Source organism: Mesorhizobium sp. P3_A9 (assembly GCF_056402975.1).
Window position 1 is genome coordinate 1 of record NZ_JBFUGJ010000063.1, and the last position, 23124, is coordinate 23124.

Annotated in this window: 17 protein-coding genes; 10 read left to right on the forward strand and 7 right to left on the reverse strand. The window is 63.6% G+C overall.

All coding sequences use genetic code 11. The annotated features are described in order from the left end of the window. Positions 1 to 13 precede the first annotated feature (13 nt). The 9 genes from AC1DX0_RS12075 (at position 14) to AC1DX0_RS12115 (ending at position 14100) form a co-directional block, all read left to right on the forward strand. On the forward strand, positions 14 to 4990 hold the full coding sequence (locus AC1DX0_RS12075) for an Ldh family oxidoreductase (RefSeq protein ID WP_477355489.1): 4977 nt from the start codon (positions 14 to 16) through the stop codon (positions 4988 to 4990). Next, entirely contained in the window at positions 4971 to 6656 is a 1686-nt protein-coding gene (locus AC1DX0_RS12080) for an AMP-binding protein (RefSeq protein ID WP_477219178.1), read from the forward strand. The genes AC1DX0_RS12075 and AC1DX0_RS12080 overlap by 20 nt, the downstream gene beginning before the upstream one ends. A 196-nt stretch (positions 6657 to 6852) precedes the next feature. Then, positions 6853 to 7761 carry a class I SAM-dependent methyltransferase gene (locus AC1DX0_RS12085; protein WP_477219179.1) on the forward strand — a complete coding sequence of 303 codons (909 nt, stop codon included), beginning with the start codon at positions 6853 to 6855 and terminating at the stop codon, positions 7759 to 7761. A 134-nt stretch (positions 7762 to 7895) separates the two neighbouring features. Beyond that, on the forward strand, positions 7896 to 8885 hold the full coding sequence (locus AC1DX0_RS12090) for a 3-oxoacyl-ACP synthase III family protein (RefSeq protein WP_477355475.1): 990 nt from the start codon (positions 7896 to 7898) through the stop codon (positions 8883 to 8885). Continuing rightward, on the forward strand, positions 8885 to 9880 hold the full coding sequence (locus AC1DX0_RS12095; RefSeq protein ID WP_477219181.1) for an NAD-dependent epimerase/dehydratase family protein: 996 nt from the start codon (positions 8885 to 8887) through the stop codon (positions 9878 to 9880). The genes AC1DX0_RS12090 and AC1DX0_RS12095 overlap by 1 nt, the downstream gene beginning before the upstream one ends. After that, positions 9877 to 10701, forward strand: a complete 825-nt coding sequence (locus AC1DX0_RS12100; protein ID WP_477219182.1) for an MBL fold metallo-hydrolase — start codon at positions 9877 to 9879, stop codon at positions 10699 to 10701. Before AC1DX0_RS12095 ends, AC1DX0_RS12100 begins: the two co-directional genes overlap by 4 nt. Further along, the gene (locus AC1DX0_RS12105) at positions 10698 to 11960 is read left to right on the forward strand and encodes a F390 synthetase-related protein (RefSeq protein ID WP_477355478.1); all 1263 of its coding nucleotides are present in this window, start codon (positions 10698 to 10700) and stop codon (positions 11958 to 11960) included. Before AC1DX0_RS12100 ends, AC1DX0_RS12105 begins: the two co-directional genes overlap by 4 nt. Next, positions 11957 to 13108 carry a GNAT family N-acetyltransferase gene (locus AC1DX0_RS12110; RefSeq protein WP_477219184.1) on the forward strand — a complete coding sequence of 384 codons (1152 nt, stop codon included), beginning with the start codon at positions 11957 to 11959 and terminating at the stop codon, positions 13106 to 13108. Before AC1DX0_RS12105 ends, AC1DX0_RS12110 begins: the two co-directional genes overlap by 4 nt. Positions 13109 to 13140: 32 nt before the next feature. Continuing rightward, a complete protein-coding gene (locus AC1DX0_RS12115; protein ID WP_477219185.1) occupies positions 13141 to 14100 on the forward strand; it encodes a Rieske 2Fe-2S domain-containing protein in 960 nt (319 codons plus the stop codon). On the opposite strand, the gene AC1DX0_RS12120 is transcribed toward AC1DX0_RS12115, so the two are convergent. The 6 genes from AC1DX0_RS12120 to AC1DX0_RS12145 all read right to left on the reverse strand — a co-directional run bounded on the left by AC1DX0_RS12120 (position 14085) and on the right by AC1DX0_RS12145 (position 21588). Further along, positions 14085 to 15239 carry an ATP-grasp domain-containing protein gene (locus AC1DX0_RS12120; protein ID WP_477219186.1) on the reverse strand — a complete coding sequence of 385 codons (1155 nt, stop codon included), beginning with the start codon at positions 15237 to 15239 and terminating at the stop codon, positions 14085 to 14087. The genes AC1DX0_RS12115 and AC1DX0_RS12120 overlap by 16 nt on opposite strands. A gap of 41 nt (positions 15240 to 15280) precedes the next feature. Further along, positions 15281 to 16150 carry a patatin-like phospholipase family protein gene (locus AC1DX0_RS12125; protein WP_477355481.1) on the reverse strand — a complete coding sequence of 290 codons (870 nt, stop codon included), beginning with the start codon at positions 16148 to 16150 and terminating at the stop codon, positions 15281 to 15283. Continuing rightward, positions 16147 to 17523, reverse strand: a complete 1377-nt coding sequence (locus tag AC1DX0_RS12130) for a M16 family metallopeptidase (RefSeq protein WP_477219188.1) — start codon at positions 17521 to 17523, stop codon at positions 16147 to 16149. Before AC1DX0_RS12130 ends, AC1DX0_RS12125 begins: the two co-directional genes overlap by 4 nt. Positions 17524 to 17525: 2 nt before the next feature. Beyond that, on the reverse strand, positions 17526 to 18914 hold the full coding sequence (locus AC1DX0_RS12135) for a M16 family metallopeptidase (RefSeq protein ID WP_477219189.1): 1389 nt from the start codon (positions 18912 to 18914) through the stop codon (positions 17526 to 17528). Between the two features lie 101 nt (positions 18915 to 19015). Further along, on the reverse strand, positions 19016 to 19570 hold the full coding sequence (rsmD, locus tag AC1DX0_RS12140; protein WP_477219190.1) for a 16S rRNA (guanine(966)-N(2))-methyltransferase RsmD: 555 nt from the start codon (positions 19568 to 19570) through the stop codon (positions 19016 to 19018). Next, positions 19567 to 21588 carry a pseudouridine synthase gene (locus tag AC1DX0_RS12145; RefSeq protein WP_477355484.1) on the reverse strand — a complete coding sequence of 674 codons (2022 nt, stop codon included), beginning with the start codon at positions 21586 to 21588 and terminating at the stop codon, positions 19567 to 19569. The genes rsmD and AC1DX0_RS12145 overlap by 4 nt, the downstream gene beginning before the upstream one ends. A gap of 400 nt (positions 21589 to 21988) precedes the next feature. On the opposite strand from AC1DX0_RS12145, the gene AC1DX0_RS12150 reads away from it, so the two are divergent. After that, positions 21989 to 22438, forward strand: a complete 450-nt coding sequence (locus tag AC1DX0_RS12150) for a nucleoside deaminase (RefSeq protein WP_477219770.1) — start codon at positions 21989 to 21991, stop codon at positions 22436 to 22438. Positions 22439 to 22456: 18 nt separating this feature from the next. Here AC1DX0_RS12150 and AC1DX0_RS12155 read toward each other — a convergent pair. Further along, a partial coding sequence (locus AC1DX0_RS12155; RefSeq protein WP_477355486.1) for a hypothetical protein occupies positions 22457 to 23124 on the reverse strand: 668 nt, incomplete at its 5' end.

The following is a 23124-nucleotide window of genomic DNA, read 5'->3' on the forward strand; positions in this document are numbered from 1 at the left end:
GCAACATCCGTCGATCGACCAAGCGGTCGTTTTCGGCATTGAGCACACGATGCTTGGCGAGACCGTAGCTGCTGCAATCGTTCTCAAGCCGGGCCACGAGAACGCTTCGGCCCGGCAAATCCGCAGCTTCGTCGCGGAGCGGCTGGCGCGCTCGAAAGTGCCACAGCGGATCGTGGTTGTGGATGCGATCCCCGGCGCTGCCGGCGGGAAGCTCAATCGCGGCCACCTGGCCGCGATGCTCGCTGGGAAAGAAGACGATACTGGACGCGATCTGCAGGAGACCGCCAACGCGGCTGCCCGAACCGCCACCCAACGCCGGGTAGCGGCGGTTTTTTCCGAGGTGTTGGGAATCGAAGCTCTTGGCATTTATGACGATTTCTTCGACCTTGGCGGCCATTCACTGACAGCCATGCAGGTGCTCGGCCGGCTGCACCGGATATTCCAGATCAAATTGCCGATCGATTGCCTGTTCGTAAACACTACCGTCGCCAGGCTTTCGCAGCGCATCGGCGAAGCGATGGCCGATCTGGTGGCGGATGGCAAAGGGCGGCTGGAACAAGAGACGAGCCAGGCACCAGACGCCAAGCCACCAGCCATTTCCCGTCACCAGGACGACGCGCCTCGACCGCTCTCGTCATCACAGCAGCGGGTCTATTTCCTGGACCGGATGGGGGCCGGTGGCGCCTACAACATGTCAGTCCCGCTGCGGCTGAAGGGCGAGCTCGACGAACACGCCTTAACGTTGGCCCTCGATGAAATTCGCAGGCGCCATCAGATCTTGCGCACGACTTTTCACATGCGTGGCAGCTTGCCGGTGCAACTGGTTTCCGACTTTGAGGCAACCAGACTGGCTGTGACCGATCTGACCTCGCACCCGGCAGGAGAGAGCCTGGCCGATGCAATGCACATCGCCAGTCAAGAGGCAGCCGAACCATTCGATCTGGAGCAAGGCCCACTGTTCCGCGCCAGGTTGATCCGGCTGGCGACCGACGACCACATGCTGCTTTTGACGATCCACCACATCGTGTTCGACGGCTGGTCGACCAGTATCCTGCACACCGAGCTGAAGCAGCTCTATCAAGCCTTTCACGACAACAGACCTTCKCCATTGGACGACCTGCCGTTTCAATATGGCGACTATGCCGCCTGGCAACAGCAGCGTGTCGAAACTGCCGAGGCCGGTCAGCAGACAGCCTACTGGATCGATCAGCTGTCCGCTCTTCCTCCCCTCTTCACGCTGCCCGCCGATCGGCGGAGGCCTGCCAACCAATCCTTCCGGGGCGCCACGCTGGATGCCACGATTGACCGCCAGACCACGGATCGGCTGAAGGCGCTCAGTCGAAGCCGAAACGTGACCCTGTTCATGACTGTGCTGGCCGCCTTCAAGACATTGCTGTTCCGCTACAACGGGCAAGACGATTGCGTCGTCGGTACACCGCTTGCAAACCGCCCCAGCAAGGACCTTGAGAGACTGATCGGGTTCTTCGCCGATACGCTGGTTCTGCGGACATCGCTTGGCGGTGATCCGTCCTTTGCCGATTTGCTCAGCCGTGTCCGGAAGACAGCGCTTGACGCGTACGCGCATCAGAACGTCTCGCTCGAGCACATTGTGGAGCGGCTGAAGCTGCCGCGAGATCCCAGCTATACGCCGTTGTTCCAGGTCATGTTCGCATTCCAGAACATGCCGGAGCTGACGGAACAGCCGGCGGGACCATCCTTCGACGTTGCACAAGGGCTGACTGCCCGGCCCGTGCGCACCGACAAGGTAACCGCCAAGTTCGACCTCACCCTGTATCTGTCGGAAACTCCCGAAGGGATGTCGGCCACCTGGCAGTTCAATGCCGATCTGTACGAGTTGACGGCCATAGAGCAGCTGGCACGACACTTCCAGACCTTGCTTGAAGGCATTTCGGCCGACGCCGATCAAAAGCTGTCGGAGCTCGCGCTTTTGTCGGAGATCGACCGAGATCAGATCGTGACCGGATGGAACGCCACCGAAGCTCCCGAACTCCTGGGGCAAAACTACGTCGAGCTGTTCGAAGCGCAGGTCGAACGGACGCCCGACGCCGTGGCTGTTCTGACCCATGACGGGCAGTTGACGTTTCGTGAGCTCAATCAGCGTGCCAACAGGCTGGGGCGATATTTCCGCCGGCAGGGCGTCGTCCAAGACACGCTGGTGGGCATCTGCCTGCCACGATCGGCTGACATGCTTGCGGTGATGCTTGGTGCGTGGAAAGCCGGCGGCGCATTCCTGCCCCTCGACCCGCACCATCCGCCCGAACGCATTGGCTTCATGCTACGCGATGCCGGCGTGATACGGCTCGTGACCACGACATCGCTGTTGACGAGAGTGCGGGACGTGTCCGCGGCGACCGAGATCATTTGCATCGACACTTGCGAGGCATCCCTCGTCCAAGAAGACGAAAGCAATCCAGCGGTTGTTACCGAACCGGATGCTCTCGCCTATGTGCTCTATACGTCGGGCTCCAGCGGCGCGCCCAAGGGCGCGATGATCACCCACGCAAATGTCGGCCACTACGCGCAAACAATGGCTCTCGCGCTGGGGGTGCGTGCGGACGATATCTACCTGCACACCGCGTCGTTTTCATTCTCGTCTTCGATACGGCAGTTTGCCGTTCCGCTCTCGTGTGGCGCGGCGGTATCGATCGCCTCAATTGAAGAAATCCGTGATCCTCGATCGCTTTTCGAAACGGTGCGCCAACAGCGCGTCTCGATCCTGGATTTTGTTCCATCCTTCTCGGCGGGTTGCCTGCAGGCGTTGATGTCGCTCGATCACGCCAAACGCGCAGATCTGCTCGACAATCAGGTCCGGCTCATGCTTTCAGCAAGTGAGCCCTTACCCAGTGCCCTGATCGAAAAATGGCGGTGTCTGTGCCGGCCGCAGGTGACATTCATCAACATGTTCGGCCAGACGGAAACGACAGGGATCGTCACCGTTCATCCAATTGCAGCGAGCGATGATCCAGTGGCAATCGTGCCTATTGGTAAGCCGATCGCCAATACGCAAATCTATGTTCTGGATGCGTTACACCGACCCGTTCCGGCCGGCATCGGCGGCGAATTGTATGTCGGTGGTGCCGGCATAGGGCGCGGCTACATCAACGATCCCGAGCGCACGGCAAGCAACTTCATCCGAAATCCATTCCGCTTCGATCGAGGTGAGTGGCTTCAGCGAACCGGAGATCTGGCCCGTTATCGGCCCGATGGGACAATCGAGATCCTGGGCCGCGTCGACCATCAAATCAAGATTCGTGGCTTCCGCATCGAGCCGGGCGAGATCGAGGCCGCGCTTCTTCTGCATCCTGAGGTTCGCGAATGTGTCGTCGGCGTCACGGCCGATGCCTCCGAGGATGCTACCGACGAACACAAACGCCTGGTGGCTTTCGTTGCCGCCAACGAACCAGGTACAACCGAAACACCAGCGTTTTCTCGGCAGTTGCGCGAGTTTCTGAAGCAAAAATTACCGGACTACATGCTGCCGCAGCGCATCATGATGCTGCAGCATCTGCCCCGCTCGCCGAACGGAAAGATCGACCGCGGGGCTTTGCTGGCAAGACAGCCAAATGTGCCGAGACAGTCTAATGTCGTGACGCTTCCGTTCAATCGGGCAGAGGCCCCCGTTCAGGCCGCGGCCGAAACCGTGCTGACAAAGATCTGGAAAACCGTTCTGCAGTTGGACGATGTCGGCCCTCACGACAATTTCTTCGACCTCGGCGGCAACTCGATGTTGAGCATCAGCATCGTCGTCGAAGCCGGCAAGGCCGGTATGGACGTCGACCTGCGTCAACTCTACCAGCATCAGACGATCCGTGAACTGGCGTGTGCCCTGGCGGGGGTGAAGCAAGGCCAGATCGCCAGTGCAGCGACCTCCCCCGCCAAATCGACCACCTTGGTGACCATCGAAAGCCTTCGTGCCTATGGCCGCGAGGCGCTGACACGGGCGGGGCTGGATCTCAAGGGTGCCGAAATCGTCACCGATGTGCAACTTGAAGCCAGTCTGCGTGGTCAGCCAACGCATGACATGGTGAGTATCCCGCGTTACGCCTCAAGGGTTGCTTCGGGCAAGCTCAACCCTTGCCCGCAGATCAAGGTCGAGCATGAGAGCGACACCATCGCGCGGATCGACGGCGACAATGGACCGGGCCAGTGGGTCAGCACCGTGGCAATGGACCTCGCCATCCAGAAGGCACACAACCATGGTGTCGGCATCGTCAGTGTGCGCTGTTCCAACCATTTCGGCGCCGCCGGCCACTATGTCTGGCAGGCAGCCACCAAGGGTCTGGTCGGTCTCTGCACAACAAATGGACCGTTGATACTGGCGCCGACGGGTGGCGTAACGCCTACATTCGGCAACAATCCGCTCGGTGTCGGCATTCCGGCGGACCGGTATTTTCCCATCCTGCTCGACGTCGCCATGAGCGTTGCACCACGCGGCAAGATCGGGCTGTCGGTCGCCGAGGGCAATCCGTTGCCGGCGGGTTGGATCCTCGACAGTAACGGACGCCCCTCGACCGATCTTGGCGATCTCGCCGCCGGGCTGGGCGTGCCTATCGGCGGCCATAAAGGGTACGGCCTTGCGCTGGTGATGGAAGTGCTTGCCGGCGTGCTCAGCGGCGCCGGTTTCGGCAACGACCACCATCGGGACAGGCTGCACGATGGTTCGGCGGCGCCGGACTATGGCCATTTCTTCATGGCGCTCGACCCGCAACGGTTCATGGCGACAGCTGACTTCACGGCGCGCGTCGACAGGCTGATCGAGCAGACCAAGAACAGCGAACGCGCCGCCGATACCGACGAAATCCTGATCCCCGGCGAGATGGAATTGCGCAACCGTCAGCGCAGCCTGAAGGAAGGGGTGCGGCTCCGCTCGTCCACCTACAGGGCGCTCGTCAGCTATGGGCGCAAGGCAGGCCTGAAAACCGAACTGGATGTCGTGATGGAAAGCCGGCTTGCCGAAAGCCATGGCTAGAAAACAAGACGCAACCGCATTCGGTCGTGACGAACTTAATCACGGCATCCCGACGCGTTTCGCAAAGATCGCGCGCGCATGCGGCTCGCGGGTCGCGATCGGCGGCGGCAAGCAACAATGGACCTACAGCGAGCTTGACCGGCGCACCAACCAGGTGGCTCGAGCAATCTTGGCGAACACACCAACCGGGGACGGATGCGTGGCCTATCTGGTCGATCACTCGCCTGATATGATCATCTGTGCACTTGCGGCACTCAAGGCAGCCAAGGCTTTCCTTTGCATCCATCCTGGAACGCCGGCTGCCGCCCAGCGGGACATCATTCGCGATGCAGCACCGGATTTGATGCTGACCAACGCGTTGTGGGCACAAGCTGCACATGACCTTGTCGGTGACAAAAATCAGGTTCTTCGGCTAGACGCCATCGGCGCTGACTATTCCGCGGATGCCCTGCATGTCGCGGTCAAGCCCGGCGACCCGGCCGCGATCTTCTACACTTCGGGAAGCACCGGCCAGCCGAAGGGGGTGGTGAAAAGCCATCGGATGGTGCTGCATCGGGCCTCGCTCTGCGCGCAAGACGACCAGGTGACGCCGGCAGACCGGCAGTCCCTTCTGACATATTGCAGTTTCGCTTCGTCGGAAGCAGACCTTTTCGGGGCGCTTCTGAACGGCGCGGCGCTGGAACTCTACGATGTCGGATCGCGTGGTCTGGGTGACATGGGCGCGTGGATCGATGAGCGCAGCATCACCCTTCTGCACCCGCCCGTCATGCTGTTTCGCAAGTATCTGGACATGATCGAAGGCTCGGGCCTGCATCCATCCATCAGGCTGGTGGCGCTTGCCGGCCAAACGGTCATTGCTTCGGATCTCGAGCGGTGGCGCCGCCACTTCGCAGTGTCCTGCGCACTGCGCCATCGGTTTTCCTCCACCGAGGCCGGTCACATTGCCGTCGCATCGGTGGCTGGAGGTGAAACACTTCCCCCAGACACAGTGCCGCCGCCCCGCCCGGTGACCGACAAGTTCCTTATGGTCGTCGATGAGGATGGACGAGAGGTCGACGAGGGCAGCATGGGAGAACTCGTCGTGCGCAGCGCGTTTCTGGCGGATGGCTACTGGCGACAGCCATCCGAAACGGCAAAGCGTTTCCGCCCGGCGACCGACTTTCCCGGCCAGCACCTTTTCTACACCGGCGACATGGGACGTCTGTCTGACGACGGCAGTTTCGAATTCCTGGGGCGACGCGATGATCAAGTCAAAATTCGCGGCTATCGCGTCGAGATAAGCGAGATCGAAAAGGCCTTTATGGCTCTTGCGACAGTGAGGGAAGCCGTTGTCGTCACCGAGCTTCGCCAGGACGCGCACTACCTCGCGGCGTTCGTCGTCATGAAGGAGAATACATCCTTTCAGCCTGACGTTCTGAGGGCCGGGTTGCGGTCGATCTTGCCGTCATGGAAGATTCCGGCCCGAATCCATGAGATTCAGTCGCTGCCGCTGACCGCGACCGGCAAGCCGGACAAGTCTTGGCTGCAACAGCGCCTGCAAGAACTGAAGCCGCGCGACGGATCTATCGAAAACAACCAGCCCATGCGATCGCCTGATGCCAAAGCAGACGAGCGGGCTGCGGAACCCAGCAAGATGTGGCGTCGGCTTTTCAGTCGCAACAGATGACACTGGGAAAGCCCGAATGGCCATACCGCCGCCTGTATAGCGTCGCCTTGCGATCAGGCTTTCGTCCCGATTTCGAATCGAAATATGCTGTGCAGGTGTCCAGCCGAAGGGCGACGTTAGGGCAAACATTTTTGCAGAGGTCCGCCCGACGGCACCGTGCAACTGACGCACAATCTCCACGCAAGGGAGTCCCCGGATGCTGACTGCCGACCAAGCACTGGGCATGATCGGGACGCTCGATATTGCCGTTTTCCAGGTCGAAACTCAGAGTACGGTCAATGACCGGGCCAGTTTTCTCCGGGTGCAGAACTTGGCCCGATCCGTTCTCGGCCGCTACGTCTACCTTGAGGTCGGCTCGCATGTCGGCGGAAGCCTGTTGCCGCATCTGATCGATCCGGCCTGTGAGGCGGCGGTTTCGGTCGATCCACGGCCCGCGGCGCTGCCGGACGAACGCGCCGAGTTTATCCGCTATCCCCAGAACTCAACGGCCCGGATGATCGCGGTGCTGTCGGAACGGCTGCCTCGCTCCGCAATGGCAAAACTGACCACGATCGAGAGCGACGTCTCCGCATTGGCTCCTGGGGCGGTCGAACTCAAGGCTACGCTCGCGTTTATCGATGGAGTGCATACAAATCGAGCCTGCTTTTCGGACTTTATCGGCGTCCTGGCGCTTACACAGCCGGACTGCATCGTTTGCTTCCACGACGCCAATCTGATCGCGGACGCGATCTTCAATGCGGAGCGCTTCCTCGATCATCTCGGCGTCGCGCATGGGACCGTCTTCCTTCCAGACACCGTGGCCGTGATGGGCCTTGGCAGGCTCGCTCCCGCAGTCCAGGATGAACTCCAACCTCATGGATTGGACCGAGCGACTTACCTCGAGCGGTCGCAACGAGAATTATGGTCCCATATAGCCAAGGTGCATTTTCCGGAAATCCGTGCCGAAATGAAGCGCCTGCGCTCCGACAATTCCCGTTTGGTCGAGGAGATTGAGCGCATGCGAAAGTCAGGCCAGCTGAACGCCAAAATGTCCAGCATGACCCAGCGTGCTTCCGCCCGCATACGCAAGCAGATTGATCGGATCAAACGTCGCTTCGCGCGATGACGCCGTAGGCTGGCACTTATTTGGCCAGGCGGCTCGCTGCCAGGAAACCGCACCGCCCTGTCTAACACTCCGCCTCACTGTTACCATCGGTCCGAATTATGAGTTGGGAATCGCAACTCACTGGGCGGCTGGGCATGCGGATCAAGATCGTTGGAACCGGGCGCGCGGTGCCTGCGCTATGCTTGACATCGCGCGACCTCGACGAGCGGCTGAGACTTGGCCAAGGCCAGATCGAGGCCGCCACCGGTGTCATCGAGCGCTATGTCTGCGAGACCGAATCGCAGGTCGATCTGGCCTGCACGGCAGCGCGCCTGGCGCTGGCTGATGCCGGGATAGAGCCCGATGCGGTCGACCTCATCATCGGCGGATGTGGCGTGCCGTACCAGCCACTGCCTTCGACGGCGCCGCTGGTGATGCAGCGCCTGGGGCTGGCCGATGGCTCGGCCGCMGCYTTCGACGTCAACAGCACCTGCCTYGGCTTCCTCACCGCWTTCGAAACCGCCGCCCGGATGATTGAGGCCGGGCAAAGCGAAACCGCGCTGGTGTTTTCGGCGGAGATTGCCTCACGCGCCCTGCCCTGGAAAGAACAGCCTGAAATCGCCGCCCTGTTCGGCGACGGTGCGGCCGCCGCGGTGCTGCGCAAGGCGGCGCCCGGAGAGGGTAAGGTGCTGGCCAATCTCATGCGCACCTATCCATCGGCTTACGAGGCTTGTAGCATCGGGGCCGGCGGCACCCGCTTCGACTTCCACCACCAGCCGGAGGAGTTTTCCCGCCATGYGCTCTTTCACATGGACGGCAAGGAGCTGTTTCGGGTGACCGCGCGCCATTTCAATGGCTTCGTCGGCGAACTCCTGCAACGTGCCGGCTGGCGGCTTGAGGACGTCGACCTCGTCGTGCCGCACCAGGCGAGCCCGTTTGCGTTGGCGCACATGGCACGACAGACCGGGTTCGCGGCACAGAAGCTGGTCGACATCTCAGCGCGCTACGGCAACCAGATCGCGGCGTCCATTCCCTTCGCGCTCGATATTGCGCGCCGGCAAGGCCGCGTCATGCAGGGCACCAAGGTGCTCTTCCTCGGCACCTCGGCCGGCGTCTCCTTCGGCGGCATGGCGCTGGAGGCGTGATGGGACGCGTGCTCGTCACCGGCGCAAGCGGCTTTCTTGGCGGCCATGTCGTGGCGCGGCTGGCCGCCGCGGGCACGCCGGTGTTGGCGCAAGGCCGCGATATCAGGCGAAGCGCCGCACTCGAAGCCGCCGGCCATACGGTCATGCGTCGCGACCTGTCGCAGCCGTTTGATGCCAAATCCGGCGCCGGATTTGGCGAGATCGCTGCCATCGTCCATTGTGCAGCACTGTCTTCGCCCTTCGGCCGGCTCGCTGATTTCGAGGCCGCCAATGTCACGGCGACCCGCAATCTCGTCCATTTTGCACGGCAGCTGGGTGTGCAGCGTTTTGTCCAGATCTCCACCCCTTCGGTCTGTTTCGCTTTTCGCGACCAGCTCTGCGTCACCGAGAACGGCCCCTTGCCCGATCCGGTCAACCACTACGCCCGCACCAAGCGGCAAGGTGAAGACATCGTGCTGGCGGCGGCGGACATAGGGCCTGTCGTGCTCAGGCCACGCGGTATCTACGGAACAGGCGACCGAGCGCTGCTCCCACGCCTGCTGCAAGCAGCGCGGCGGCCGCTGCCGCTGTTTCGCGACGGCCAGGCGCGCATCGATCTCACCCATGTCGACGATGTCGTCGATGCGGTGTTCGCGGCGCTGGCGGCCGGCAGCGCCGCCGAAGGCCAGATATTCAACATCTCGGGCGGCGAAGTACTGGCCGTGCGCCACATTGCCGATAGTGCCTGCGCCCGCGCCGGGCTGAAAACGCGATGGCGAAAAACGCCGCTGGCACCAGCGATGCTGGCAGCGGGCGTGATGGAGGCTGTGGCGCTGCTTCTGCCCCGCCGGCCCGAACCGCCGGTCACCCGTTACGGCCTCGGCTTGTTCGCCTATGCCCAGAGCCTCAATATTTCCAAAGCCAGGCGGATCCTTGGCTGGACGCCGAAAGTGCCGTTCGAGGATGGGCTCGACCGCACGTTTGCCAGGGGGCGCGAAGCCTGGGGGACAGCTTGAAGATCGTCTTCGCCAACAGCGCCTGGGTCAGCGCCGCCGAACGACTGATCCTGCGCGGCGGCGGCTGGCAGAAAATCCGGCTGCGCGTGCGCTACGGGCTAATCCTCCATCCGCGGGCCGGCCCGGTGCTGATCGACACCGGCTATACGCCGCACGTGACCACCGGAGCCCGGCGTAGCGCCACGCTGCGCTTCTATGGCGCCGTGCTCGGGCCCGAACTCGTGGAGGCCGGGCAACCCATGTCTGTCCTGGCCCGCTTTGGCCTGGCACCACGCGATATCAGAACCGTCATCGTCACGCATTTTCACGCCGATCACATCTCGGGCCTGACACTGTTTCCCAATGCGCGTTACATCGCCAGCGATGCCGCCTGGTCGCGGCTGAAGGCGCGGACAGCCCGGCAAAACCTGCGGCATGGCGTCTTCACCGAGCTTTTTCCGGCGGATTTCGAGACAAGGCTCGACGGGCTGTCAGCGATGAGACAGATCCCGCCGCGCGGCGATATTCCCGGCGGAGCCGATCTGTTCGGCGACGGCAGCGTCATCGCCGTCGACCTGCCGGGCCATGCCGATGGCCAGTTCGGGCTCCTGTTTCCTGAAATGGATCGGCCGCTGCTCTATGCGGTCGACGTGCAGTGGCTGCTCAAGGCACTGGTCGAGAACCGGACGCCTGGCTTTCCTGCACGCCTGCTGGCCGAGGATTTCGCCGCCATCGATCGGACCAGCGCGGCGTTGCGCCGCTTTCTGGCAGCCGGCGGCGAAGTGATGTTCTGCCACGACCCAGGGCTGACACCATACGACCTGACACCGGAGGGTGGATGACCGGGCTCGGCGAAGCCATCCGCTCATTTGCCCTCACCTTGTGGGCATCACGCATGAGCCGCGAAAACTTCGAACGCTGGCAGGCGCGCGCCTTGCGGCGCTGGCTCGACCGCGACCTGCCGCTGGCGCCGTTCTATGGCGTGGCGCCACACCATCTCAGGGACCTTCCGGTGACCGACAAGGCATTGCTGATGGCSRATTTCGAGCGCTTCAACATTGCCGGTGTGTCGTCTGCGGACGCCTGGACGGCGGCGGCTGGTGACGGCCGTCTCGGCGCGCTGACGGTCGGCGCCAGCACAGGCACCTCGGGCAATCGTGGCCTTTTCGTCATCTGCGAAGCCGAGAAATACCGCTGGTTGGGGACAATCCTGGCGAAAGCCATTCCTGACCTGCTCTGGCGCCGGCAGCGCGTGGCGGTGATCCTGCCGCAAAACACCGGCCTTTATGACACCGCTCGCCAGTCGAGGCGCATCGACCTGCGCTTCTTCGACCTGACGCTCGGGCCGGAGCGTTGGCGGGCGGCCCTCGAGGCGTTCGCGCCGACGGTGGTCATCGGCCCACCCAAGATTCTGCGGCACTTTGCGATCGAACGCTTCCGGCTTTCGCCGCTGCGTGTGTTCAGCGCCGCCGAGACGCTCGATCCGGTCGATCGGCCTGTTATCGAAGTGTTCTTCGGGCGCCGGCTCGACCAGATTTATATGGCGACCGAGGGGTTGTTCGCTGTCACCTGCCGGCAAGGCAACCTGCATCTGGCCGAGGATTCCATCTTCTTCGAGTTCGAAACGGCTGGCGACGGCCTGGTGACGCCGCTGGTCACCGCCTTCCGCCGACAGACCCAGATCATGGCGCGCTACCGGATGAACGATCTGCTGCGCCTGTCGCCCACACCATGCCGATGCGGCTCGCCGTTGCGCGTGGTGGATGAAATCGTTGGCCGCATGGACGACGCCTTCCGTCTTGCTTCGGCGCAAGAGCCACTCCTGATCACGCCTGATATCCTGCGCAATGCCGTGCTGAAGGCGGACCGGCGCATCGACGACTTCCGGCTGATCCAGACCGCGCCCGAGACGGTCGAGTTGCACCTCAAGCCCGACCTGGCCGGGGATGCCGCACAGGCCGCACTAGAGGCGGTGCGAGGGCTGTTCGCTTCGCGCCAGGCAAGGGTCGCGGTCGAACCCGTGCGCTCGCCCTTGCCGCTGGAAACCGGCCGCAAGTTGCGCCGTGTCGAGTGCCGGCTTCCTGCCGGGGCCGTCAGGTGAGCCGGGTCGTGGCAGCAGCCGCCAGGCGGAGTTCGGAGCAAGCGGACCGGGTCGAGAACGACCTGCACAAGGTCGACGCTTTCGCACAATTGTTCAACGCCATGCCGGTGCGCGATCTCATCGCCAACCTGACCGTTCGCGTCGAGACTTGCGACATCGCCGGCCGAGCCTTTCCGCTGACGTTGAACGACGCCAGCGAGGCGCCGAACTGCTACATCTGCTGCCCGTCCAGCGCCTATATCGACTATGCGATCGACGAGACCCGCAATTTCGCTGCAAAGCCCTGGCTGCAAAAAACAATCCGGATGCTTATCGGCCTATGTGGCCCGCTGGTGAAGGCAAGTGGCCTCGATCATCAGGTTCAGGTCAACAACTGGCTCTATTCGACCAATCCGGTGCCGCTGCTCGACCGCGGCTCGATCGCGGCGATGCGCACGGATCTGACCAGCCGGTTTCCCGACCGCGCCATCGTCATCCGCTCGCTCAACGACATCGCCGATCCCTCGACCATCGCGTCACTCAAAGCGGAGGGATTTCACATGCTCGCTGCACGTCAGGTCTACATCTTCGCCGACCGCAGTTCAGCACCGCCGATGACACGCGACATGAAGCGCGACCGTTCCCGGCTGCGCGCGACATCGTTGCGTATCGCCGGCAATGACGATTTCACGCAGGCCGATTATGTCAGGAGTGAAGAGCTCTACGGCATGCTCTACATCCAAAAATACACGCCACTCAATCCGCACTACACGGCCCGCTATATCGGTGAAATGCACCGGCGCGGCATCTTGCGGCTTGCCGGCTTGCGAGACGAAGCTGGGCAACTGGTTGCCGTCACCGGCCTGTTCGAAAACGGCGGAACGCTGACGCAGCCGATCGTCGGCTACGACACCAGCCTGCCGATCAGCGACGGCCTCTACCGGATGGCGATGGCAATGGCGCAGGACCACGCCACGGCACGCGGCCTGTTCTTCAACATGAGCGCCGGGGCGGCCGATTTCAAACGCCGTCGCGGCGCCGTGCCGGCGATCGAGTACAACGCCTGCTATGTCGGGCATCTGCCACGCCGCCAACGCCTCGCGGTGTGGACAATGGCGCGGGTCCTGGCACTGGTCGGGATACCGCTGCTGCGGAGATTCGAACTTTGAATAAGGCCGCGCGAAAGGATTTTTGGCAGGCTGTGGCGCTTTCAGCCGATGTCGGCGCCAGACCGAGGCGCATCCTGTTCGAAGGCTCGCCGGTGGTGCTGTTCCGTTCCGACAAGGGCATCGCGGCACTTTTTGACCGCTGCGTTCACCGGCTGGTCGAACTGTCGACCGGCAAGGTCGTCAATGGCGAGATCGAGTGCCCCTACCATGGCTGGCGCTATGACGGCGAAGGCCTCTGCACCGCCATTCCTGGCCATGTCGGCGAGATGCCGCGCTACCGGGTGCGACGCTACGGCGCGATCGAGCGTGATGGCATCGTCTTCGTCTCGGCGGGCACGCCAGAGGCGGAGCCATATCTCCACTGCATGCAGGGCCAGGACGTGCTTGTACGGCGCGTGCGTTCCTCGACGCAATCGACGGTGCTCGACGCGGCCGAGAACATCCTCGACGCAACCCACACGCATTTCACCCATAAAGGCCTGCTGCGGGGGTTGAGCGCTAGGCGCCATCTTGTGCGTGTCGACGTGACCGGCGGCGAAGGCTGGGTCGAGGCTTGCTATACCGGCGAGGAGCGGCAGCAGGGCCTGATCAGCCGGCTGCTGGAAGGTGAACGCACAAAAACCATCGGCCGTTTCCGCCATCCAGGCATCGCCGAACTGGAATATTGGGGCAAGGACGGGCTGGCGCTGGCGACGACGTTCCATCTGCGCCAAGCGGATGAAAACATGGTCGAGGGGGTCGGCTGGCTCATCGGCCCGCGTCAGGGCCTGCTCGGCCACCTCAAGGCGCTCGCCTTCAAACCGCTGTTCAACATCGCCTTGGCACAGGACCGCAAGGTGCTGAAATCGGCTAGCGACAATGCACGCCACGCTCCCCTTGCCTCGCCGGCGATCGGCCCGCTGGATTTCCTGCGCCGCGACATGGCGGCCATCATAGCAGGCGAAATGCCACCGGCAGCGGCAACGCCACGCGTGTATCAGATCGAGCTTTGAAGCGGCCCGTTCCATTCGATGTCGCGCGTCGAGGCGGCTTGCAGACTGATGCGCTGGCGCAGCGCATTGCTCGCGATCTCGGCAAGCGCCCACCATTGCGCCCGTTTGGGCGCAGGATCGTTCGGCCAGTCGAGCAATTCGTCCGCATCACGCATCGCCTGACGGAAGCTCCCGATCCGGCCTGACCGAAGAGCTGACGGCAGGCCATAGACCCACATGGCCAGTCGCACCGTCTGCGGTCTGCCGACATCGGGCCTCACTTCAGCGCCTTCGCATAACGCAGCCGTGAAGGCTTCCGGATCGCGGAAGAAGTGCAGGCCGCTGACGGCGCGCGGATTGCACTCCAGCGGCAGCACCGTGCCGTCGCTTTCCCGCATCAGGTCGAAGGAAATCTGGCCGGTCCAGCCGGTGCCGGCAACGAACGTTTCGACGAAATGGCGAGCAGCGGCATCATCGACCTGTTCGAACCAGATGCCGGCGCCCTTGCCGGCGCGGTAGCGCGAACGATAGAGCGCCAATGCCTTGAGCTTGCCGTCATGCGCCAGCGCATAGGCGCTGATCTCTTCGCCGACGACGAAACGTTGCGCCACCCACGGCGCCGGTGCCGAAGGGCTGATGGCATCGAGGGCGGAAGGCGGCGGCCGCAGCAACACATGACTGGCAAAACGCGACCAGACCGGCTTGAACACCAGCTCGCGCGAACGGCCGCGAACGGCCTCGATATCGTCGTCGGATCGCAGCAGCGTCGTTTCCGGCACGGCAAGGCCAAAACTTTGCGCCAAGCCGATGAACGCGTGCTTGTCATGAACCCGGGTCAGCAACTCCATGTCCGGCGCGAGCAGACGAGCCGGCATGGCCCGGTCTCGCCACAGTGCGCCGAGGTAGAAGATTTCTTCGCAGGTCGGGATGACCAGTTGCACCGCCTCGGTGCGAACAAGGTCCGCCACCGCCTGGAAATAAGCCAGCGGCGCAAAACGCGGCGGCGGCAGACGATGATAGGAAGCGCAGGCGGCGCTCGCCGCGGCAATCGGACGTGCGGGGCTGTCGGCCAGGATCACCCTCAGGCCGGCGCCATCCAGCAGCCGCGCCAGATGCAACGCCACCGGCGCCCGTGCGCCTGTGATCAGCACCGTGCGCATCAGAGCAGGATCAGGGCCACAGGCATTGGCCGCCCCAAGATTCAGTCCAAACCGCGCTTGCCGCGCTTGAGCCTGGTGGCGCCGGAGCGCGCCTCCAGTGCTTTTTCCACCTGCCGCTTAAGCTCGTCCTTGATGTCGGCCGTGTCGGCCATCAAGGCATCGATCTTCAGGAAATCGAGCACGCGGTATTTCGACACTGCCGGGCGGACCAGGATATCGGGTTGGCACTGTTTGAGCTTGTTGGCGATGATCGACTGCATCATCAGCTGGGTGGCGCCGAACATCAGGTCGACGGAGGTCGGCTGCTTGCGGTCGACTTCTTCCGGCGCCCCGACCACGTCGACGCCGATGATGATGTCGGCGTCGTTCTCTATGAGATCAAACGGCACGGGGTTGTAGATGCCGCCGTCGATCAACAGACGGCCGTCGCGCGTCACCGGGCGGAAGACGGCGGGAATGGCCGCCGAGGCGGCTAGCGCGGAGTGCAGATCGCCTTCGTCGAAGACAGCGAGCTTGTGGCCGAAATAGTCGGTCGCGGTCACCTTCAGCGGAATTTTCAGCGCAGCGAAGGTTTCGGGAATGGCCTCGGGCAGAAAGGCCTTCAGGATGCGCTCGACATTGAACTGGCTGACCCGGATGCCGTTCTGCATGGCTTCGGCGATCGTTCCCGGCCGTGCGCGCCACATGCGGCTTGCCACCTCGGCGCGGCGGCCGAGGATCGAGCGGGCATAGTCGTGGATATCCCTGCCGGYCATGCCGGCGGCCATGCCGGCGCCCATGATGGCGCCGATCGACGAGCCGGCGATCGCCACCGGCTTGATGCCGAGCTCGTCCAGCGCCTCGATGACATGGATGTGCGCCAGGCCGCGCGCGCCGCCGCCGCCGAAGGCTATGCCGAAGGTCGGGCTCATCCCTTGCCGGCCCCGGCCAGCGGCGGTCCGACCACCATGATGGTCGGCTCGGCCGTCAGCAGCTTCTTCGCCGCCGCCTTGACCTGGTCGAGTGTCACCGCGTTGATGTAGCCGGCGCGGCGCTGCATGTAGTCGATGCCGAGATCGTCGATCTGCAATTCGACCAGCGTCGCGGCGATGGAGCTCGAAGAGTCCAGATTGCTGATGGCATAAGCGCCGATCAGGTATTTCTTGGTTGCTGCCAGCTCGGCCTCGGTCGGGCCGTCCTGCGCCAGTTGCTTGACGACATCGCGCACGATGCCGAGCGTCTCGGCCGCGCGGTCGGAACGCGTGCCGGTGGTGACGATCAGCGCGTCGGCATGGTCCTGGTTGACCAATGAGGAATTGACGCCATAGGCCAGCCCGCGCTTTTCGCGAACCTCCTGGAACAGGCGCGAGGTGAAGGTGCCACCGCCGAGGATCTCGTTCATCAGCACGGCGGGGAAGAAATCCGCCGATTTGCGCTTCACGCCCGGCCAGGCGAGCTGCAGCGAGGTCTGCGGCAGGTCGTAATTGACCTCGAGATGCTGCGCCAGCTTCGGCTCGACATCGGCGACCGGGGCGAGCGCCTGGCTCTGCGGCAGGTCGCCGAACACCATGTCCAGCTTCTTCTTCAGCGTCTCGGCGTCGATGGCGCCGACCACGGCGATATGCAGGCCGCTGCGTGCGAACACCGCCTTGTGCAGGGCCTTCAGATCGTCCTGCGTGATGGCGGCGACGCTCTGCCTGGTGCCCTGGTCGGAGCGCGAATAGGGGTGGTCGCCATAGATGGCGCGCGCCCATTTGCTCTGCGCCACCGTATCGGGATCGTTCTCGTTGGCGATGATGCCGGACAGGATCTGGGCGCGGATGCGGTCGATCGGCGCCTGGTCGAAGCGCGGCTCGTTGACCGCCAGCCGCAACAGCTCGAACGCCTCGTCGCGCTGTTCGGCCAGCATGCGCATGGAGCCGTAGATGCCGTCGCGGCTCTCTTCGAAGCCCATCTCGGCGCCGGCATCGTCGAGCCTGATCTGGAAGGCTTCCGAATCGAGAGTGCCAGCGCCCTCGTCGAAGAGGCCGGTCATCAGATTGGCCAGGCCTTCCTTGCCCACCGGATCCTGCGTCGAGCCGCCGCCGAAGACGAAACGGACGGCGACGATCGGGACCGAATAATCCTCCACCAGCCAGGCGGTGACGCCCTTCGACGAGGTGACGGACTGGATGTCCATGGCGCGGGCGGCAAGTGCGGGCAGGATCAGAAAGAGGATGGAGAGGAAGAGGGTTGCCAGTGCGGCGCGCGTTCTTCCTTCTCCCCTTGTGGAAGAATGGAAAGAGCCGCAGTGCGAGTTCGTCATCATCAATTCCCCGCCTGTTGCTGCGGCAAGAGGTAGCCTGACGTCGAGCGGGCCAGCACCAGATAGCGCGCGGCGGCGGCCTTGACCTCGTCGGCCGTGACCTTGCGGATCCGATCCGGCCATTGCTGGACATCCTGCACATTGCCGCCCGTGGCCAGCGTCGAGCCATAGATTTCGGCCATGGAGTCCTGTTTGTCGCGGGCAAAGACCATCGACCTGATATAGCGGTCCTTGGCCTTTTCGAGCTCATCGGATGTGACGCCGCCGCTGACGATGCGCGCCACCTCGGCATCGACCGCGGCCTCGACGTCCGCCAGCTTGGCGTCGCCGCGCGGCGCGCCATAGACGGTGAAGTTGGTGTCGTCGAGCATGGTGCCTTGAAAGAACGCGCCGGCGCTGGAAGCGATGCCTTGCTGGACGACCAGCGCCTGGTAGAGCCGGCTGCGGTTGCCGCCGCCGAGGATTTCGGCCAAGAGGTCGAGCGCTTCGGCCTCACCGGGCTTTGCGGTGTGGTAGGACGGCACCACCCATTGCGTCGAGAAACTCGGTACGCTGACGCGGGCGTCGGTGAGCGTGACGGTGCGCTTGGTGTTCTGCTCCGGCTCGACCGGGCGGATGCGCGGCGGCAGATCCGGGCCGCGCGCCACTTTGCCATAGGTCTTCTCAGCCAGCGCCTTCACCGTATCCGGTTCGACATCGCCGGCGACGATCAGCACGGCGTTGTTGGGCCGGTAGTACTTGTCATAGAAGGCGGTGGCGTCGATGCGGTTCAGCTGCTCCATCTCCTGCATCCAGCCGATGACCGGGATGCGGTAGGGCTGGTTCTGCCACAGCGTCGCATCGACTTCCTCGTCGAGCACCGCCTGCGGGTTGTTGTCGATGCGCGAGCGGCGCTCCTCGAGGATGACATCGCGCTCGGTCTTGATGACGTCATCGGTGAGGATGAGGTTGCGCATGCGGTCGGCYTCRAARCTCATCATCAACTCGAGSGCCGAGGGCGCCACCGTCTCRTGGAAGGCGGTGTAGTCRTARGAGGTGAARGCGTTGTTGGAGCCGCCAATGTCGGAGACGGCGCGGTCGAACTCGCCGGCCGCGTGATGGGTCGTCGCCTTGAACATCAGATGCTCGAAGAAATGGGCGATGCCGGATTTGCCGGGCGGCTCGTCGGCGCTGCCGATCTTGTACCACACCATATGGGTGACGATCGGCGCGCGATGGTCGGGAATGACGACCACCTCCATGCCGTTGTCGAGCAGGAAATCCGTGACCTTGAATTCGGCCGGCTTCGTGTTGGCCGGCACGGCGCTATCTGCCAGCACTGGGCCGGTGACCGTTAAGGCCAGCGACGTTGCGAGCAGTGTTGTCCGCAGCCATTCAGCCCTGGATGTCATCGATGGCTCCGGTTTTCTCTAAAGAACGATAGGCAAGGTGCTGGCGACAAGCAAAGTGAATTGTTGTTGCCGGCAAACGCGGCGGCAAAGAGGCCGGTGGATCAGGCCGCCTCGATGAAGCGGATGATGGTTTCGCCATAGTTGCGCTCATCCAGCACGGAAAAGCCAGGGCCAGGCTCGAAGGGAGCCACCGCCGTCTCCTCGACCACACAGAGCGCGCCGGGGCGGAGCCAGCCGCCGGCTTTCGCCGACTGCAAGGCACGCTCGCCAAGGCCCTTGCCATAGGGCGGGTCGGCGAAGACGAGGCCGAACGGCGCCAGCGTGCCCGCCTCGCCAAGGCCGGTCGCGTCACGGCGAAAGATCTTGGTGCGGCCGGTCAGGCCGAAGGCCTCGACATTGTCGCGGATCAGGCCACGGCCTTCGGCCGATTCCTCGATGAAAACGCCATAGGAAGCGCCGCGCGACAGCGCTTCCAGACCAAGCGCGCCTGTGCCGGCGAACAGGTCGAGCACGCGCGCGCCGTCCAGTCGTTCGGCAAAGCGATGCGCCAGCACGTTGAAGACGGCCTCACGGGTGCGGTCGGTCGTCGGACGGATGGCGCTGCTGCGCGGCGTCGCCAGCGGACGCCCGCGAAACTCACCGCCGACGATTCTCATCTTGTCCGGGGGCCCTTAGGGCCGCGCGGCCGCTCACCACCGGCGCCGCCGGGACGTTCGCCACGCGGCTTGCCGAACGGCTTTGCGCCACCCGGTTTGCCATAAGACGGCTTGAACGAGGCCTTGCGCGCCTTGGCGTCGGCCGCCTTGGCGGCGTCGGCTTCCGCCCTGCCCTTGCCGATCGGCCGGGCTCCCGGCGCCATCCAGACATTGGCCTTGCGCTGGCCGGGCGGCTCGATCGGCCGCTGCTCGCGTTCGGATTTCTTGCCGCCGGAACCGCCGCGAGGCTTGTCGCCGAAGCCACCGCGCGGTTTGTCGCCAAAACTGCCGCGTGGCTTGTCGCCAAAACCGCCACGTTCGGGCCGCGGGCCGCGTTCGCCAAAGCTCTTTTCCGGCCGCGCACTTCTTTCGGGACTTGTCGACAGTTTGCCGAGCGCCTCGTCGCGGCTGCCTTCCCTACGCTTGCGGTTCTTGATCAGGCCGCCCTCGCCGACCGGCCGGTGATCGCCCTCGCGGACGAATTTCGGCCGTTCGGGTTCCGGCTCGCGAACTTCAGTGCGCCGCACCGGCTTGTTGGAAAACGGCTTGGTGATCTCGGCGTCGAAATTGGCGCCGGATTCCTCTACCAGACGCTCACCAAGCTGGTCGCGCAGCACCCTGCCGTTGATCTCCTGAACATGCCCCTCGGCAAGGTCGTCGAGCTGGAATGGCCCGTAAGAGATGCGGATCAGCCGCGTCACATCGAGACCAAGCGAGCCAAGGATGTTCCTGACCTCGCGGTTCTTGCCTTCACGCAGGCCAAGCGTCAGCCAGGCGTTGGTGCCTTGCTCGCGGTCAAGCGTCGCTTCGATGGCGCCATAAAAGACGCCGTCGACGGCAATGCCTTCACGTAAGCCGACGAGCGCGCTTTCCTCGACCTTGCCGTGGACGCGCACGCGGTAACGGCGCAGCCAGCCGGTGGCCGGCAATTCGAGCACGCGCGACAGGCCACCATCATTGGTCAGCAGCAGCAGGCCCTCGGTGTTGATGTCGAGSCGRCCGATGGTCATCAGCCGCGGCAGTTCGGCGGGCAACACGTCGAAGACTGTCTTGCGGCCTTCGGGATCACGGTTGGTGGTGACGACGCCGGCCGGCTTGTGGAACAGGAACAGGCGCGTGCGCTCGATCGGCGGGATTTCCATGCCATCGAGATGGATGATATCGCTCGGCATGACGTTGAAGGCCGGTGAAGTCAAAGCGCGGCCATTGACCTTGACGCGGCCGGCGGCGATCAGTTCCTCAGCGTCGCGGCGCGAGGCAAGCCCGGCGCGCGCCAGCCGCTTGGCGATGCGTTCGCCAGCCTCTTCCGCCGCCTCGGCTGGACGCGGGCGCGGCTTGAAGCCGGCTGATGCGCCTTGGGGCCGATCGCTGAAGTCACGCTTGGGTCTGTCGCTGCCGAAGTCGCGCTTGGGCCGGTCAGCGAAGTCACGCTTCGGACGATCGCCAAAATCACGCTTGGGACGGTCGAAGCGCTTTTCACCGCCCTCCACTGAGGCGGCAACCGGACGGTCGCCACGCGGCGCATAGGGCTTGCGCGGTCCTTCGCGCTTCTCATACGGCTTGCGCTCGCCTTCGGCCGCCATCGGACGGTCGCCACGCGGCGCATAGGGCTTGCGCGGTCCTTCGCGTTTTTCATACGGCTTGCGCTCGCCYTCRGCSGCYAYCGGACGGTCGCCRCGCGGYGCATAGGGCTTGCGCGGTCCTTCACGCTTTTCATAGGGCTTGCGCTCGCCCTCAGCTGCTACCGGACGGTCGCCGCGTGGCGCATAGGGCTTACGCGGGCCTTTGCTGAATGGCTTGTCGCCGCCCTTGAAGTCGCGCTTCGGACGCTCGCCATCGGCGGCCATCGGCCGGTCGCCGCGTGGGGTATAAGGCTTCTTCGCACCGAAGGACGGCTTGCCGCCCCTCTCGCCTCGCGGAGCCGCAGGTTTCTTGCCCGGGCCTTTTTGGCGCGGAGATTTCTTGTCGTTGTCGTCCATGTGGCCTTTGTCCGTTTGCGCTGCTACAGCGTGGCGCATCCTTACGGGCGCGCAACGAACGCTGGTGCACTTTGATTTGGCGCATGATCTTTTCCGAAAATCGAGTCCGATTTTCGGGTTGATGCGCTCAATAACAGGATCGCCGGAGTTTGTCAGGGAAAAGTGGAACCCGGTTTTCCCGGAAAAACAGGATCATCAGAGTTTATCAGCGAAAAGTGGCGACTGGTTTTTCCGGAAAAACAGGATCATCAGAGTTTATCAGCGAAAAGTGGCGACTGGTTTTTCCGGAAAAACAGGATCATCAGAGTTTATCAGCGAAAAGTGGCGACTGGTTTTTCCGGGAAGACAAACGAAAACCAAAAGCCAGGAGTGGCGAGGTGATAATCGGAATGGAAACCGCGTGAAGCGGCCTGATTTCATGGCATTGGCGCTAAAGGAGGCCGAAGCGGCAGCCTTGCGTGGCGAAGTGCCGGTCGGCGCTGTCATCGCCACGGGCAACACAGTCGTTGCAAAAGCCGGCAACCGCACCCGCGAGCTTGCCGATCCAACGGCGCATGCAGAGATGCTGGTCATCCGCGAAGCCTGCGGAAAACTCTCGGCTGAACGGCTGACCGGCCACGATCTCTATGTAACGCTGGAACCTTGCGCCATGTGCGCCGGCGCCATTTCCTTCGCCAGGCTGCGCCGTCTCTACTTCGGCGCCGCCGACGAAAAGGGCGGTGCGGTGGTCAATGGCGTGCGCTTCTTCGCCTCGCCGACCTGCCACCATACGCCCGACATCTATCCGGGCATGGGCGAGACCGAAGCGGCCCTGCTGCTGAAGGATTTTTTCAAGGAACGGCGCGACTGAACCGCGCCATGGCCGTTCTTACAGCGACGGCAGCCAGTCGAACCAGCCGCTCTTCTTGCCTTCCGCCTCTTTCTTCAGGCGGCGTTCCTTCTTGTACTCGTCCTCGCCGAGAACGTTCTGCGGCGCTGTGTCGGACGCGACACGGTAGGCCAACGGCGGCTCGCTCAGATATTTGCGAGTGTTGGGGTCGCCCTGCTTAGCGTCCGCAAGACGGCGCTGAATTTCGGCAGCGCGGCCCTTGTCGGAGTCCGCGGGGGTCCAAGCCGGCGGGTGACTGGAACCTGATTCCGCCATCGCCTTCTTGACCGATGCCGGATCGCTCTGCACATCGTCGACGATTTCCGACTGATAGCTCGGATCATTCTGGTGGGCGGTGGCGTCGGCGCGCAGCCGCGCGCGACGCTGCTCGGGCGATTCGGGCCACTCGGCGCTTGCCGACTGGATGCTGTCCTGCGGTGCAGGCAGCGCTTCCTTCTGTCCAGGAGCGGGCTTCACCAAGGTGGGGCGCGGCTTGTAGTCGATCGGGTCCCTGCGCTTTGGCGCGAAGGAAACGGCGCCGGTGAGATCGCCGACCAACTGTTCGCTGGCGGTCTTGTCTGTTCCGTAGGTCGGAGAGCCCATGCAGCCGGACAAAGCGAGGCCCGATGCGACAAGCGGCGCCAGCAGCGCAAGGCGCGCATTATATC

Bases quoted from the DNA above. Each gene is read 5' to 3' on its own strand.
- AC1DX0_RS12085 (WP_477219179.1), top strand. From the start codon at position 6,853: ATGCTGACTGCCGACCAAGCACTGGGCATGATCGGGACGCTCGATATT.
- AC1DX0_RS12095 (WP_477219181.1), top strand. From the start codon at position 8,885: ATGGGACGCGTGCTCGTCACCGGCGCAAGCGGCTTTCTTGGCGGCCAT.
- AC1DX0_RS12120 (WP_477219186.1), bottom strand. From the start codon at position 15,239: ATGCGCACGGTGCTGATCACAGGCGCACGGGCGCCGGTGGCGTTGCAT.
- AC1DX0_RS12130 (WP_477219188.1), bottom strand. From the start codon at position 17,523: ATGACGAACTCGCACTGCGGCTCTTTCCATTCTTCCACAAGGGGAGAA.
- rsmD (WP_477219190.1), bottom strand. From the start codon at position 19,570: ATGAGAATCGTCGGCGGTGAGTTTCGCGGGCGTCCGCTGGCGACGCCG.